Consider the following 14,939-nt stretch of genomic DNA (forward strand, 5'->3'; position numbering starts at 1 on the left):
ACCAAAGGGCGCAGCGCACACCCGAGTCGACCGCGGTCGCCGGCCAGCGCCCGAGCCGACGGCCGGAGCCCGCCGGGAGCACGCGAAAGGGCGCGAAGCCGCGCCGCAGCTTCGCTAGCCGGCCGTGTTCGCAGCCGGCCCGCGGCCGTACACGTGCTGCAGCACCCAATCGTGCATGGTGACCGCCGCCGCAGCCGACGCGTTGATCGATCGCGTCGAACCAAATTGCGTGATCTCAATCACCTGCTCGGCAGCGGCAACCGCCTCGCGCGTGAGCCCTGGCCCTTCTTGGCCAAACAAGAACACGCAGCGTTCCGGCAGCGGTGTCGTCTCGATCGGCACACATCCGGGCACGTTGTCGATCGCGATAATCGGCATATTCGCCGATCGGGCCCAGGCCACGAGGTCGGCAACGGTCTCGTGGTGCACGACGTGCTGGTAGCGGTCGGTCACCATTGCGCCGCGTCGGTTCCAACGCTTACGCCCCACGATGTGCACCGTGTTCGCGCCGAACGCGTTGGCGCTGCGCACGATCGAACCAATGTTCATATCGTGCTGCCAGTTCTCGATCGCGACATGGAATGGGTGCCGCGACTTGTCGAGCTCAGCGACGATCGCGTCCATGCGCCAGTACCGAAATTTGTCGATGACATTGCGGGTGTCGCCGTGTTCGAGCAGCTCGGGGTCGAGTCGCTCGTCGTCGGGCCAGGCGTCCTTGCCGCCGGGCCACGGCCCCACGCCCCAGGTGGAAAGTTCGTGGGTGGGGTTCTCGGCAGGGTTCGTTGCGTCAGTCATCGTGCCTCTTATTGTGCCCCGATCACTGAATGCACTGGGCGCCACGGCGACTAACGCGCTCAAAATCGGCGTTATGTTGCTCTCACAGCAACATAACGCCGATTTTGTGCAAGTTATGCGGAACTAGTTGCGGGCCTTCGGCGTCGCGCCGGGCAGCAGGTCGTTCGTGTAGAGCAGCTCGGCCTGCACACGACCCGGCAACAGCTCGCGCGTCTTCATGAACTCAACCATCGCGGTCCAGTGCTCGGGAACGTTCTGCAGGTCGCCGTCAGCCATCAGCGGCAGCGAGGCTTCGAGCGTGGCGAGGGCTGCGTCGCGCTGTTCTGGGCTCGTGAGGGTCGGAATGTACTCGGCTGAGAGCTTCACGGCTTCCTCTGGATTTTCGCGAATGTAGTCGAGCGCGCGCGAGACAGCCTCGAGTACGCGGGTGATGTCCTCGCCGCGTTCGTCAATCAGCGAGTCGGATGCGGCCACGGCGGGTCCCACAAGCACCGGCGATTCGGGCAGTACGGCGTCGATCGTGCGCACCGGGAAACCGCTGGCTTCGATCTGCACCGCATCGTTGTTTGCAAAGCCCATCACGGCATCGACCTTGCCGGTGGTCAGCGCAGCCTGCTGCGTGTAACCGATTTCTTCGAGGTGAATGTTCTCAACGTCCATGTTTGCGCGGGCGAGCATGGCGAGCAGTGCGAAGTAGGTCTGGCCGTAGGCGCCGGGCACACCGATCTTTTTGTCGCGCAGGTCTTCGGCCGTCTTGATGTCGGAGTCTTCCGGCACGATCAGCACGGCCGGGTACTTGGCGTACAGCGTCGCGACCGACCGCATCTCGACGCCGCCAGGCACCGCCTGGGCGATCTCGTCGCCGCTGGCGTAAACCATCTGTTCGGTGCCGTTCTTGATAGCGCCGAACAGTTCTTCGCTCTCGCCGTGGTGGCGCAGTTCAACGTTGACGCCGGCCTCGTCAAAGTAGCCGAGTTCTTCGGCCACATAGAACGGCGCGAACTGGATGTTCGGGGTGTAGGTGAGGCCGACCGTGATCGGTTCGCCCGCAGCCTCCGTGCCGCCGGGGTTACCGCCAGACTGGCAACCGGCGAGCGCGAGGGCCGCGACGGTGGTGGCGGCGATCGTGCGCAGCGCGCGAGTGAAGAAACGGCGCTTGGGGTGTTGGTTCACGGTGGTCCTTTCGGAGATGGCCTCGGTTCGAGGATGGGTAAGACGATGGATTTGCGTTGCAGTGGGGTAGCGGCGTGGCGTCTCGGCGTTCAGCGCGGATGCGATCGGTGCGCAGACCGGCTAGGTCGCGGCGACGAGCATGGTGGATGCGCGCATGCGGCGGCTGGCGGCGTTCCGTCCGCGCTGGCCGGCGAGGCGCTCGAGCAGGTAGACGGCGGTGAAGAGGGCGATCGCGAGCGCGACCAACATGACCAGCGTGGCGAACAGACCTTCGGTGTCGTTCGCATCCCGGAATAGCGTCAGCAGCTGCCCCAGGCCCTTGCCGCCCATGGTGAACTCGCCCACCACCGCGCCGGTCACCGAGAGCGCGATGCCCGCGCGGATGCCGGTGAGCACGCTCGGCAGCATCAGCGGGCCTTCGACCCACACGAGCGTTTGCGCCCAATTGGCACCGTCGAGCCGGGCCGCTTCGAGCACTTCGGTGGGCACGGCGCGCACACCGAGCGTGGTGGTGACGAGCATGGGGAAGAACGCGACGATGGCGCAGAGGATCGCGACCGGGGTGAGCCCGTAGCCGATCCACAGCGCAAGCAGGGGAGCGACGGCGACGGCGGGCACGGCTTGCGAGGCGGTGATGTACGGCGTAAGCGTCAGCCGAATCCAGGCGACGCGCGCCACGAGATACCCGAGCGGCAGCGCGACCGCGATGGCGATGCCCGTACCGCAGAGTGCCTCAATAAGCGTCACCCCGGCATGCTTCAGCAATGGTCCTTCGGCGCATTCGAGCCAGAATCGTTCGGCCAGGGCGCTCGGCGCCGGCAAAAACACCTCGGCGACGCCGCCGCTGCGCACGAACCATTCCCACGCGCCAAGCAGCACGACAGCGAGCGCGATCGGTGCCGCAACGCGTGCGGCGGTATTCGCGGTGGGGTGCATCGGGGCCTCCTGCTGAATCTGCCCCGAGATGTGGGTCGATGCGAAGGCGGGATGCGGTGGGCACCGTCAGGCGCCACAAGTCACGCGGTTGCCGTGCCACGTACCGTTCGCCCGCCAACAGCGTGTGCCGTCGACGTACGGGTTCGCGACCAAATGCATCCACTACGAGCGTGGATGCACGGCAACTACGAGACCACCGCGTGCTTCCTCCCATCCGGACTTTAACCGTCGGTTTCGGAATTTCACCGAATCAACCGCGGCCGCACACTCTTGCGAATGATTGGCAGCGGGTCGCGGACTGTAACCGCCGGCTCGGACTTTCACCGACCCCGGAGCACGTGTACTCGTGAGGGTTACTGTACGCGCTAGCGCTCGATCTCGCATCTGCGGGCTGACTGATGGATGCGTTTGCCTGCGCAAGGAATGTCGGCGGGAGTTGCGGCGCGCTCGGTACCATTCGGTGCATGGACGCACGCAATTTGTTGGGAATCCCCGAGACTCGCCTGGCCGCGGAGCCCGAGGTCGCAAACGATCTTGCGAACCTGCCGCACGATGTTGATGCCCCCGATATCGACGCCTACGAGGCCATCGCAGCCAAGCACCCCGAGTCATCGCTGGCTTGGGCGGCGCTCGCCGATGCCGCACACGCAACCGGCGCCACGATTGCGGCGTACGCCTACGCTCGCGTTGGCTACCACCGCGGTTTGGATGCCCTGCGCAAGTCGGGTTGGCGTGGTCAGGGTCCGGTGCCCTGGTCGCACGAACCGAACCGTGGCGTGCTGCGCTGCTTCTGGTTGCTGCGTCGCGCGGCTGCCGAGATTGGCGAGACGGGCGAGGTTGAGCGGCTCACGGCGCTGCTACAGGATGCGGATCCCGCGGCCCTCGAGGCACTCGACGTCGCGTAGGCGGCCACGCACCAAAACCCCCAACCCACAGCGCGCAGATTCGGCAACGTTCCGTCGACGTTCTGGGAGACATCGTTAGTGCCCGGTACCATGACCGGGTGCCCGAAAACTCGGGCGAACCGTGGGGAACTGGCCGAACCGCATCCTGTGCACACCGGTCAAACCCCTATTCGCGCGGTCGAGCTCCGCGCACAACGGGATTGGGTGAAATATGCCAGGCGTAGCGATTATTGGTTCGCAGTGGGGCGACGAAGGTAAGGGCAAGGCAACTGACCTGCTCGGCGGCCGCATTGATTACGTGGTGAAGTTCAACGGCGGTAACAACGCCGGTCACACCGTGGTGGTGGGCGACGAAAAGTACGCCCTGCACCTGCTGCCTTCGGGCATCCTGACGCCGGGTGTCACCCCGGTGATCGGTAACGGTGTGGTGGTCGACCTGAGCGTGCTGTTCGAAGAACTCGAGCACCTCGAAGAACGCGGCATCGACGTGTCGAAGCTGCGCATTTCGGGTAACGCCCACGTGATCCCCGAATACAACCGCGCGCTCGACCAGGTGACCGAACGCTTCCTCGGCAAGCGTCGTATTGGTACCACCGGCCGCGGCATCGGCCCGACCTACGCCGACAAGATCAACCGTGTTGGTATTCGGATGCAGGACCTCTTTGATGAGCGCATCCTGCGTCAGAAGATCGAAGGCGCGCTGGTTCAGAAGAACGAACTGCTCGTTAAGACCTACAACCGTCGCGCATTCAGCGTCGACGAGATCGCTGACAACCTGCTCGAGTACGCAGAGCGCGTGGCGCCGATGGTGGGCGACACTTCGCTCGAGGTGCACAACGCGCTGACTGCCGGCCAAACGGTCGTGTTTGAGGCCGGTCAGGCCACCATGCTCGACATCGACCACGGCACCTACCCGTACGTGACCTCGTCATCGGCGACGTCGGGTGGTGTGGCAACCGGTACCGGTATTTCGCCGCGTCTAATCGACCGCATCGTTGGTATTCAGAAGGCGTACATCACGCGCGTGGGTTCGGGTCCGTTCCCAACCGAGCTCGACAACGAGGTTGGCGAGCGTCTGCGCCAGGCCGGTGGCGAGTTTGGTGTGACCACCGCACGTGCCCGTCGCACGGGCTGGTTCGACTCGGTCATCGCGCGCTACTCGTCGCGCATCAACGGCTTCACCGACATCGTGATGACGAAGCTCGACGTGCTCTCGAAGTTCGAAACGATTCCGGTGTGCGTCGCCTACGAGGTTGACGGCCAGCGCTTCGACGAGATGCCGGTATCGCAGAGCGACTTCCACCACGCCAAGCCGATTTACGAAGAGTTCCCGGGCTGGGAAGAAGACATCTCAGGCATCCGCGACTTCAACAAACTGCCGGCAAACGCCCAGTCGTACGTTAAGGCTGTCGAAGAGCTCTCGGGTGCGCGCATTTCGGCGATCGGCACCGGTCCCGACCGCGACCACATCATCGAGCTGCACAATCTGCTCGGCTAATTCGGCCGCTCGGCTAGTTCGGCTGCTCGGCCAATTCGGTTGCTCGCTGGTGTCGAGCAACCTGACACCGCCAGAACTGAAGCCCCGCACGCAATTGCGCGTGTGGGGCTTCTCGTATCCCGTTGGACGACTCGACCCACCGGGCAGATTCGGCAGCTATTCGGGATGCGCGCGTAGGCTTTCCGCATCCCTGTCGCGAACTTCGTGGCAGCGAGGGGTGTCCACCCCGGGACGACCACCCGTGTGAAGAACACCGCGGGAAGAAAGCAGAGAGTCATGACCGCTCCAACTCCAGTTACGTTCGTAATCGCCGGATCCGAATCAACCGGTGGCGCCGGCTGCCAGGCCGACCTGCGCACCCTGCAGGAATTCAACGTCTACGGCGCACTCACGCTCAGCTGCATCGTGTCGTTCGACCCCAAGGACAACTGGAACCACCGCTTCGTGCCCATCGACGCACAGGTGATCCGCGACCAGGCCGAAGCCACCCTCGCCGACTGGAGCCCCGCATCCGTCAAGATCGGCATGCTCGGTGCCGTACCGACCATTGAAGCCGTGCGTGACATTCTCGCCGAAGCGAAGCTGCCGAACATCGTGCTCGACCCGGTACTGATCTGCAAGGGCCAGGAACCCGGCGCAGCCCTGGACATCGACACGGCTCTGCGCCGCGAGGTGCTGCCATTCGCCGACGTACTCACACCAAACCTCGTTGAGACCTCGATTCTCTCGGGCATGGATGACCTCGCCAGCGTCAGGGACTTTGGCGAAGCCGCCAAGCGCATTGCCGATGCGGGTGCCAGGGCCGTACTCGTTAAGGGCGGTATGGACACCCCCGGCGACCAGGCCATCGACGTGCTCTGGGACGGCAGCGAACTCGTGCAGTTCGCTCGCCCGAAGGTTGGTTCGAAGCGCGTCTCGGGCGCCGGCGACACCCTCGCCACCGCAATCGCTGCCGGTCTTGCGAAGGGCGACAGCCTGCACGACGCCGTTGACGCCGCCAAGTCGTTCGTGACCGAAGGTATCGCCCGCTCGCTCGAGGGCCAGACGCCGTTCGACGTTGTTTGGCAGGGCGACCGCTAAGCGGCATCTCGCTAATGACACAATCCGCGCACACTGACGTGCTCGCTGCCGGTGCCCGCCCGGAGCTTCCCGGGGCGGATGCGGTGCTCGAAGGCGCCCGCATCCGTCTCGAACCGCTCACCGAGGCGGGTATTCGCGAGCTCGCACCGATCCTGCGCGTGCCCGAGGTCTTTGCCGGCGGGTTCGGCGGCGGACCGGCCGCGTACCCGGCCGATGATGACGCGTTCGTGGCGTGGTTCGGTGGCTACCACCCGGCAGGCCCCACCGCACGCTCGTATTTGGTTCGGGATGCGCAAACCGATCTCGCAGTCGGCACCACCTCGCTGTACCAAGCGAACGCCGCACGCGGTTCGGTCACCATCGGGTACACCGCCTACGCGCCGCTGGCCTGGGGCAGCCACGTTAACCCTGATGCCAAGCACACACTGTTGGCTGCCGCATTCGACGGTGGGTTTCACCGGGTGACGTTCGAGTTGGATGCGCGCAATGAACGTTCCGCAGCCGCCGTGCGCAAACTTGGCGCAACGCAAGACGCACTGCTTCGTGAAGACCGGCAGCGCGCCGACGGTACCTGGCGCTCGACACTGGTGTTCAGCATCCTGGTCGACGAGTGGCCGCAGGTTGCTGCGGGACTGCAGCAGCGCATCCGCACCGCGTAACGCCTCACGAAAAGCTGGCATTCCTACGGATGCGGCCAGCACGACCATGACAAAATAAAGGGTAGGTTTGCGCGATCTGCGCGGCTGCTGCCACGACCGAATCATCGTGAAAGAAGAGGACATGACTGCGAAGCTCACCCGCGCCGAACTCGCGAAGTACATTGACCACACCCTGCTCGCCACCGACGCCACCAACGAGGATGTCGTCGCACTGCACAACGAAGCCAGCGAACTCGGCACTTTCTCGATTTGCGTTTCGCCGAACATGCTTCCCGTTGGCGACGCGTGGGCGACCAACAACGAACCGGTTGCCGTTTCGGCCGACCAGGAGCCCAAGATTTGCACCGTCGTCGGCTTCCCCTCGGGCAAGCACGACTCGACCGCGAAGGCCCTCGAAGCCGCAAACGCCGTGCTCAAGGGCGCACACGAAATTGACATGGTGATCGACATCGGCATGCTCAAGGCTGGTCGCGTTGACCTCGTGCAGGCCGACATTGCAGCCGTTCGCCAGGCTGCACCCGCACCGACGCTGCTCAAGGTCATCATCGAATCCGCTGCCCTCACCGACGAAGAGATCGTGCAGGCTTGTGAAGCATCGGAAGCCGCTGGTGCCGACTACGTTAAGACCTCGACCGGTTTCCACAAGGCTGGCGGTGCTTCGACGCACGCCGTCGCGCTGATGCGCAAGACCGTGGGCGATCGCCTCGGCGTCAAGGCTTCGGGTGGCATCCGCAGCTACGACGATGCGATGGCCATGATCGACGCCGGCGCCAGCCGACTCGGCATGTCGGCCAGCCGTGAGGTGCTCGCGGTCGCTCCCGAAGCGTAGGTCGCGCCATGACTGATGCTGTCGCAACCGCATCCACCAACGGCGCAACCGGCGACGCCACGCGCGCTGCCGCGCTCGAAGAACTCGCGGGTATTCGCAAGTCGATCGATAACATCGATGCGGCATTGATCCACATTCTTGCCGAACGCTTTCGCCACACGCAGCATGTTGGCAAGCTCAAGGCGGATGCGGGTCTGCCGGCTTCCGATCCCGCTCGCGAAGAGCGTCAGGTGGCGCGCTTGCGTCAGCTCGCGCACGATGCCGATCTCGATCCGGAGTTCGCCGAGAAGTTCTTGGGGTTTGTCATCGCTGAGGTGATTAACCATCACGAGCGCATCGCGGCCGAGGCCGAATAGCGGTCGCGGCGGTAGCGACGGTCCAGTGCTTGCCGCGGTCGTGGTGCGTGCGCATCGACGTTACGCACTTCGAATCGCGCTATTCGCTGCGGAAATCGACAAGCATCGGTGCATCGGCATTTGATTCCCGTGCGGAATCCACGAATTGCTTGTTGTAATCAGCAAATCTGCATGCTGGGTCGTGCAGATAGGCACTGAAGGTGACACAATACATCCGGTTGTTTTTTAGGGTCGCCACAAGATCTTGCGGCTGTGCCGAAGCGTTTCGGGATGCAGTCACTTGCGAACCACGGTGACGATCCGCACCTGCCCGGCCACGGAATCGTCGAGTGTTCTCGGCGCAAGCCTGGTGGCATCGGGTGCCAAGACATGACGAATTACCGCCAAGAACAACCAAGCTCTTGGCTGGCAGAACACATTGCACGAGAAAGGATGCGGGTTGACGCCTGAACCATCGGCAGCGAAGTCGAACAGCACGAAACGCGCATCCGCACCCGTCGCATCCAAAAAGCGCATGCACGCCTGGCGTAACTGGTCGGGTGCGGTCAGCGACGCCTCGCAGCTCACGGCTGGTCCGACTACCGAAACGGCAGTCAAGTCGCTGGTGATCGGCGCGGGCGGGTCGGGCCTCAAGGTCAAGACCGTGGGTGCCGGACACTCGTTCAACGACATCGCCACCACCGACGGGCTGCGCCTGCACTTCAACGACTACACCGGGTTGGTGTCGGTCAATAGCGAAACGAACGTTGCGACGTTCCGCGCGGGTACGCCGATCCTCAAGATCCCTGAGCTGCTGAAGCCGCACGGTCTCGCGCTCGCAAACCAGGGTGACTTTGCTGCGCAGACGATTGCCGGAGCGATTTCGACGGGTACCCACGGTACCGGCTTGCAGTTCACGAACCTTTCGGGTGCGGTGCGTTCGCTGCGTATCGTGCTTGCCGACGGCTCGATTCTCTACTGCGACTCCCGCACGCATCCCGAACTCTTTACGTTTGGCCGCATCGGTATCGGCGCCCTCGGCATCATTCTCGAAGTCGGCCTGCAGTGTGTGCCGGCGTTCCGTGTCGCCGCGAACGAAGAGTCGGCGCCGGTTGACGAGGTGCTCGACACCTTTGTGGCACAGGCTCGCGAGCACGACCACTACAGCTTTCTCTGGTACCCGCACTCGACGGCGGCGCTCGTGAAGCGCAATCGTCGCCTGGCCGAGGGCGAAGAGGTCGAAGGGTATATGCCGCAGAGCGCATTTTCGCGATTCGTGGATGAAGCGCTCGTGCAGACCTGGGGTCGTCAGGTTTCGGCCACGATCGGCACGATGGTTCCGGGCATCGTGCCCAAGGTGAACCAGTTCACGTCGAGCCTGATGGCGCGCAAGAAGTTCACCGACGACTCGCACCAGGTGTTCGCGCAGCCGCACAAGGTGCGCTTCAACGAGATGGAATACGCGGTGCCGTTCGAAGACGGCCCCGAGGTCGTGCGTGAGATTCGCCGCTTGATTGAGCGGCGCGATTGGCGCGTCTCGTTCCCGATCGAGGTGCGCACGACCGCGGCCGACGACATTCCGCTTTCGCCTGCTTTTGAGCGCGAAAGCACTTACATTTCGGTGCACCGCTACGTGCGCGAACCGCACGAAGAGTACTTCGGCGCGATCGAAGAGGTGCTGCTCGCTGCTGGCGGTCGCCCGCACTGGGGCAAGCTGCACACGTTGCGTGCCGAGGAACTGCGCGAGCTGTACCCGCGCTTTGATGAGTTCGTGACACTGCGCAACGATCTTGACCCGCAGCGAGTGTTCCACAACACGTATCTCGACCGGGTGCTCGGCGCCTAGGTGCGGCGTCGGGGGTTTGTTGGCCAGCGGGTTCGTTGGCCGGATGCGGTGCGTTCGGCTGTCGTGGATGCGCGCGGCATAGGCTGCGGTCATGGCAATCGTAAAGATCAACGCAATTTCTGTTCCACCACAGGCCGGTGCCGAGCTTGAGCGCCGCTTTTCGCAGCGTGCCGGCGCGATCGATGGCACTCCCGGTTTCCTGGGATTTCAGCTGCTTCGCCCGACTGCCGGTGAGGACCGCTACTTTGTCGTGACGCACTGGGCCGACGAGGAATCGTACGCCGCTTGGCGTGACGGGGATGCGCGTGCCGCGCATGCGGGCGAGCACGGCAAGCCCGTGGCATCGGGTGCATCGCTGCTCGAGTTCGACGTCGTCATGGACGTCAAGCCCGCGACCGCCTAGCGGGGCCGTTCGTGCGCGGCGTGCCCACGCGCATCCGCCGCGGTCCTGCCCGCCTGCCACGTGCATCCGCCGTAGCCCCGCGCAGCCCCCGCAAAAAAAGAGTGAACATGTGCCCTTATGAAGGCTCATAAGGGCACATGTTCACTCGTATTTGGGTTTGGGTGCGCCAGCGGAGGGCGCTAGCGGCTGGTGCGCTAGTGAGCGCGCTTGACGCGCAGCGCCACCAGGCCCGCGCCGATCAGTGCGAGCGCGATGCCGGCGAATGGCAGCATCGACTGCGCACCGGTCGCCGCAAGCGAGCCGCCCTGCTGGGCAGCAACCGGTGCGGCACTCGCAGTCGGTTCGGTGGATGCGGCGGGTTCCGTAGCCGGGACTGAATTGAAGCCATCGAAGATTCACTTTTCGAAAGAGATAAGATTGGCGTCCCGCCCCTGTGGAAAGCCATCAACTCGCGCCTGATCATAAGATCGGACCGACCCAACAACTATCCCGGTTCCTGGGAAGACGAGGCTTACACCACGAGGCGCTCCTCAATGCGCATTATCCTGGCTTCCCTGGCCGGAGCCATCCAGCTGCCCTTCGGATTCTGCGGCGGGCATGGCACCTTCAAGGGTGTAGCGGTTCGCCCCTCCCACCGATCAACTCCTTCGAAGATTGCCGACTAACCCACACGTAGCTTGCGCTACGCCTATGCAAGGAATACAACTTGGGCAACGCTAGCCTCGCGTGGGTGAGTGGCCTGGAATGGCAGGCTCCGGGGTGGAGCGTTCACCAGCGGTAACTTCATGTGCGTATTCAACACTTCAAAAGAAGACGTGTTCGTGCCCGTAGAAAGTGAGCTCCTGCTACGTTCAGACTCCACACGCGAATGGCCCCTAATCGGCGCCGAAACCGCTCTCCGCACCGGGCCGCCGCAAATATCTTCCACCGCTGAACGAGAAGAACAAAACAAGCTCACATCCGGCACGACCGCCTGGTTTGTACCACCTGCAGTCAAAACCTCAAACAGGTAGGGCGATAAGCGCCGACCCTAACAACCCGAAACAACAATCTACTACTGGGCATAACCTGAGACAGCACGTAAACCGTGCGGCGTTACAGCTGACAATTCCGGCGCCCATCGCGCACCCGTCTTAGGTCAGTCGCGCCGCTACCAGTCCTTCATTAGTAAACCGCGCAACTACTAGCCCTGCCGTAGCTCAACCGTGCTACTACTAGTCAAAATTGAACTGCAGGGCAGTGATACACATTTGTGCATCACTGCCCTGCAGTTCAACAACCTGGATCGCTTCAGCAAGCGACCAAGCTATAGGGTTTGGCTCCTCTTACGGCGAGATACTAGGGCGACGCCAGCAGCCATCATCGCACCGGCCAGCAGCGTAAGCGTGCCCACCTCAGCGCCCGTTGTTGCCAAAGGCTGCTTATCAGCCTGTGGGTTGGACGGCGCCGAAGACCCCGAAGTAGAAGACGTACCCGGGTTCACAGTCGTGCCTTCAGTGGGCTCCTCGGTCTTCTCAGCCTCGTTGATAACAGTTAGCTTGCCACCATCAGCAGTAGCAACCTTCTTGCCGTCAGTCGTTTGCTGCACATCGGTCGTGGTCACCGTGCCATCAGCGCCAACACTGAACTTGATTTCAGAAACCACCTTGAAGCCCTCAGGCGCAACAGTTTCCTTAAACACATACTCGCCAGCAGCAAGCTGAATCGTCTTGGATTCGCCCTCAACCGAGGTCCACGACTCTAGCTTCGTACCGTCATCGCCAGCAGACCAAATCTCAATCTGAGCCCCAGCAATCTCCTTACCGGCAACATCGGTCTTAGAAATCACCACATCAAAAGACTTAGGAGCTTCAGCCTCGTTGAAAATCTTAACTGTGTCATTCTCGAAGACCACCGAATCGCCTTCGGAATTAACGGTTACGCTGCCGTCGTCGGCAACAGCAATCTGCGCGATCGGGAGGCTCGGGTTGTCAATAGGCTTGTAGTTTTGGGGTGCTTGGAGCTCCTTCAGCAGATACTCGCCGGGCGACATCTTAATTTGTTCCGCCGCATCCTTGCTATCCCAAGTGAAATCCCCTGCGTTCCCATTAATAGTGGAGCTATTGAGCTGGGGTTGCAACTGCAGCTTCGCTCCAGCAACGAACGTCTTCGTGTCTTTATCTAGCTTTTCAAAGTTAACGTTAAACTCGCCATTTCCTGGCTCGTTAGGATTATTCGGCTCCGGCGAGATCGGGTTATCGTTCTCGTCAAAAAACTGGCTGCTCAACAGGTTTTGCCACTGGCCATAACCGGTCGGCGGAGTAACGTTGTTGGTAGGTAGGTAAACATTTAGCTTAGAACCCTCAGGAACTGGCTTTAGCTCGAATGTTGTACCAAAAGACAACGTCTCGGACTTGCTTTGGCCAATCATTACGTTGTAAGCCTTGAGCGTGTCTCCACTCAATTGATTCGTAGCGTCGTAACCGTCAGTAAGATGCCAAATTGCATTCTGCGTAGCGTTTCGCAACTGATCTTTAGTCAGATCACCATTCTTAATGGCTCCCGTCGCGTCATTGGGATAGCCAACCCACATCACAGCCAAAAGCTTTTGCGTAAGCTCCGGACCGTTTGTTTCAGTGAAACTCCCCAGGTCGGATGGGTCATCAGACTTATAGAACTGCGGAAGGCCGTCTGCTCCCTCTTGTCCCGACGCCGTGGGATAAGCACGATGAATGTTCAAGCAATAGGCAGTCTCCCAGTCGCCTCCCTGCTGTGGCCGCACCTGAAAATGATTAGAGCCCGGCGCAGTCATTGAACCTTCAAAAACTTGCTTTTCATCCTGCGCCCACGCCACTACCGCAGTGGACAGCACCATGGCTAGAATCATGAACAGGGCCAAGAATGCGCTACCACTGTTCAGTCTTTTCAAAACGCTACTCTGCGGTAGCGTTCGATTGAAATCCATCTTTTTCCCTTTCTAAAGTTCTTACTCTAAGAACATCGAAGCCAACGCTTCCTCACAATGAGAAAACAGAGGTATCAACTTAGGCCCCACTTAGATGCCAAAACACCCAAACTTGGTCCTCATGCCAAAAAAGTGTATCATGCTAAGCCGCCTAAGCTGGCGGCTAGATTTACCTTTGTGGTATAATTCGCGCCTGACTATCAAAGCCGCACCGTGCGATACCGTGGCTCGCTCATTCACCTGACTCTGCCAAAGCGAAAATAGGAGATTTAGATCCCAATCTGCGGATAACCAACCCGTTGCCTGATCAAACTCCACCAGCGCGTCCGGCCCAACCCGCCCCGGCGCCGAAACCTCACCCAAGAAGCGGAACGTAGCGAGAATCGGCAGGCTTACTTCGTGGCGAAGGGCCTGCGCGCACCCGGTAATAACCGGGTTGGAGATATCGCTTGGGTGATCCACCCGCCACTCCACGACGTCCGCGCCACTGCCCGCATCGGTGCGGGCTTTGTGTGCAAGGTCGGATGCATTCTTGCCCGTCAAGGGCTCGATAACAGCCGCCCGCTCTCCGCCCAGTTCAATGCTTCCGGCATGCGCCTTCATCTGTGACAATTCAGCCCCCATCTGCAACCGATTCATTAGCTACAACCTGGGCCCGCTCGGTGTCTTTAATAACCTGCGAATCCAACCAACCATGCGGCAGATGAGGACGTCGCTCGTGTCCCTTCCGTCCGCGCGGGCCGGCTGCTGATTTAGGGCAGGGCTGAACCAAATCCAAGCTGTTCAAAGCTCATCGAGCTCTTTCAAACTACTCACGCGCCCCAGCTTTAACCGGGACTCGCCGCCTACTTTGTAGCCGAGCAAATGCCAGCCAATGTCGCTGCCTTTGAACTCGAACGGTTCGCTGAGCGGATCCTCCAGGCGGGTGGCGGTACGACCGGCGGCGAGCTTCTCATTCAGCGCATCGGGCTTGGCTCCGGCGCGGACACGTCTGCCGCCTCGGTTGGTGCCGCCTTTCGCCATAAGCTGCCTCCTGTCTTTGTCCGGGTTGGGCCTTGACGCGGGAGGCCGAAACGCGCCCCTGGGCGCAGAAAAGGTGAGGAGAGGGGTCAATACCCTGTTTGATTCCGAGTTCTTGCGCGCGGTTCGCCCCGCCCGCTGACCCCTGACCAGGTCGTAGAGATCTGACGGCCCTAACCCCTCACGGGCGCCGCCAGGTTGTCCCCAGTGCGGCGAACAGCATCAAGACCGGCAATCTCTTGAGGTGCCACAACATCGCCGCGACAGGGCGCAACGTGCCGCGAAATCAGTAGGTGTAGACCCGCGGTCGTTGCCGCCACCGGTCACCGTCGAGGGCTGACTGGCGCGAATGGCACGGCTTGCACAACGCCCGGAGGTAACCGGGGTCGTGGGCGCCGCCGTGTCCCAGCGGGAGGTTGTGGTGGACTTCCGCTGCTGGCGTGTACCTACCTTGTTCGAGGCAGTCCTCACACAACGGGTGGGTGGTGATGTAGGTGGTGCGGCATCCCATCGGTG

At 61.9% G+C, this 14,939-nt stretch carries 17 protein-coding genes and 1 riboswitch; of the genes, 8 read left to right on the forward strand and 9 right to left on the reverse strand.

Features of this window, described 5'->3' with window-relative positions:
- Window positions 1-114 precede the first annotated feature (114 nt).
- From ZBI01S_RS08485 to ZBI01S_RS08495, 3 genes are all read right to left on the reverse strand, one after another.
- Window positions 115-795, reverse strand: a complete 681-nt coding sequence (locus ZBI01S_RS08485) for a TrmH family RNA methyltransferase (protein WP_066059180.1) — start codon at window positions 793-795, stop codon at window positions 115-117.
- A gap of 123 nt (window positions 796-918) precedes the next feature.
- On the reverse strand, window positions 919-1,968 hold the full coding sequence (locus tag ZBI01S_RS08490; protein ID WP_066059183.1) for an ABC transporter substrate-binding protein: 1,050 nt from the start codon (window positions 1,966-1,968) through the stop codon (window positions 919-921).
- Window positions 1,969-2,088: 120 nt separating this feature from the next.
- Window positions 2,089-2,904 carry an ABC transporter permease gene (locus tag ZBI01S_RS08495; protein WP_083524655.1) on the reverse strand — a complete coding sequence of 272 codons (816 nt, stop codon included), beginning with the start codon at window positions 2,902-2,904 and terminating at the stop codon, window positions 2,089-2,091.
- A 197-nt stretch (window positions 2,905-3,101) separates the two neighbouring features.
- Window positions 3,102-3,245, reverse strand: a riboswitch (FMN riboswitch).
- A gap of 123 nt (window positions 3,246-3,368) precedes the next feature.
- Here ZBI01S_RS08495 and ZBI01S_RS08500 point away from each other — a divergent pair.
- The 6 genes from ZBI01S_RS08500 (at window position 3,369) to ZBI01S_RS08525 (ending at window position 8,231) form a co-directional block, all read left to right on the forward strand.
- Window positions 3,369-3,809, forward strand: coding sequence for a DUF3151 domain-containing protein (locus ZBI01S_RS08500; RefSeq protein WP_066059240.1), 441 nt, complete (start codon window positions 3,369-3,371; stop codon window positions 3,807-3,809).
- A 211-nt stretch (window positions 3,810-4,020) separates the two neighbouring features.
- Window positions 4,021-5,307: an adenylosuccinate synthase gene (locus tag ZBI01S_RS08505; RefSeq protein ID WP_066059188.1), complete on the forward strand. Its 1,287-nt coding sequence runs from the start codon at window positions 4,021-4,023 to the stop codon at window positions 5,305-5,307.
- Between the two features lie 276 nt (window positions 5,308-5,583).
- Complete coding sequence (locus ZBI01S_RS08510) at window positions 5,584-6,387, forward strand: PfkB family carbohydrate kinase (RefSeq protein ID WP_066059191.1); 804 nt, start codon at window positions 5,584-5,586, stop codon at window positions 6,385-6,387.
- A 14-nt stretch (window positions 6,388-6,401) separates the two neighbouring features.
- On the forward strand, window positions 6,402-7,046 hold the full coding sequence (locus ZBI01S_RS08515) for a GNAT family N-acetyltransferase (RefSeq protein WP_066059193.1): 645 nt from the start codon (window positions 6,402-6,404) through the stop codon (window positions 7,044-7,046).
- A 121-nt stretch (window positions 7,047-7,167) separates the two neighbouring features.
- Window positions 7,168-7,875: a deoxyribose-phosphate aldolase gene (deoC, locus tag ZBI01S_RS08520; RefSeq protein WP_066059196.1), complete on the forward strand. Its 708-nt coding sequence runs from the start codon at window positions 7,168-7,170 to the stop codon at window positions 7,873-7,875.
- A gap of 8 nt (window positions 7,876-7,883) precedes the next feature.
- Window positions 7,884-8,231, forward strand: a complete 348-nt coding sequence (locus tag ZBI01S_RS08525; RefSeq protein ID WP_066059198.1) for a chorismate mutase — start codon at window positions 7,884-7,886, stop codon at window positions 8,229-8,231.
- A 79-nt stretch (window positions 8,232-8,310) separates the two neighbouring features.
- On the opposite strand, the gene ZBI01S_RS09890 is transcribed toward ZBI01S_RS08525, so the two are convergent.
- Window positions 8,311-8,511, reverse strand: a complete 201-nt coding sequence (locus ZBI01S_RS09890) for a hypothetical protein (protein ID WP_159421476.1) — start codon at window positions 8,509-8,511, stop codon at window positions 8,311-8,313.
- 159 nt (window positions 8,512-8,670) lie between these two features.
- Here ZBI01S_RS09890 and ZBI01S_RS08535 point away from each other — a divergent pair, with 159 nt between their 5' ends.
- On the forward strand, window positions 8,671-10,056 hold the full coding sequence (locus ZBI01S_RS08535) for a D-arabinono-1,4-lactone oxidase (RefSeq protein WP_245610591.1): 1,386 nt from the start codon (window positions 8,671-8,673) through the stop codon (window positions 10,054-10,056).
- A gap of 91 nt (window positions 10,057-10,147) precedes the next feature.
- Window positions 10,148-10,459 carry an antibiotic biosynthesis monooxygenase family protein gene (locus ZBI01S_RS08540; protein WP_066059208.1) on the forward strand — a complete coding sequence of 104 codons (312 nt, stop codon included), beginning with the start codon at window positions 10,148-10,150 and terminating at the stop codon, window positions 10,457-10,459.
- 194 nt (window positions 10,460-10,653) lie between these two features.
- Here ZBI01S_RS08540 and ZBI01S_RS10245 read toward each other — a convergent pair whose 3' ends face one another.
- From ZBI01S_RS10245 to ZBI01S_RS09600, 5 genes are all read right to left on the reverse strand, one after another.
- A complete protein-coding gene (locus ZBI01S_RS10245; protein ID WP_370664378.1) occupies window positions 10,654-10,854 on the reverse strand; it encodes an LPXTG cell wall anchor domain-containing protein in 201 nt (66 codons plus the stop codon).
- Window positions 10,855-11,765: 911 nt separating this feature from the next.
- Window positions 11,766-13,403: a SpaA isopeptide-forming pilin-related protein gene (locus ZBI01S_RS08545; RefSeq protein ID WP_066059211.1), complete on the reverse strand. Its 1,638-nt coding sequence runs from the start codon at window positions 13,401-13,403 to the stop codon at window positions 11,766-11,768.
- A gap of 90 nt (window positions 13,404-13,493) precedes the next feature.
- Window positions 13,494-14,042 (reverse strand): type I 3-dehydroquinate dehydratase, encoded by a 549-nt coding sequence (locus tag ZBI01S_RS08550; RefSeq protein ID WP_110477074.1) that lies wholly within the window; start codon window positions 14,040-14,042, stop codon window positions 13,494-13,496.
- Window positions 14,043-14,186: 144 nt separating this feature from the next.
- Window positions 14,187-14,426: a hypothetical protein gene (locus ZBI01S_RS10130; RefSeq protein WP_245610592.1), complete on the reverse strand. Its 240-nt coding sequence runs from the start codon at window positions 14,424-14,426 to the stop codon at window positions 14,187-14,189.
- Window positions 14,427-14,709: 283 nt separating this feature from the next.
- On the reverse strand, window positions 14,710-14,934 hold the full coding sequence (locus ZBI01S_RS09600; RefSeq protein WP_083524656.1) for an HNH endonuclease signature motif containing protein: 225 nt from the start codon (window positions 14,932-14,934) through the stop codon (window positions 14,710-14,712).
- Window positions 14,935-14,939 lie beyond the last annotated feature (5 nt).

Origin of the sequence: [Zimmermannella] bifida NBRC 103089 (genome assembly GCF_001570925.1) — a bacterium.
Lineage (GTDB): Bacteria > Actinomycetota > Actinomycetes > Actinomycetales > Microbacteriaceae > Gulosibacter > Gulosibacter bifidus.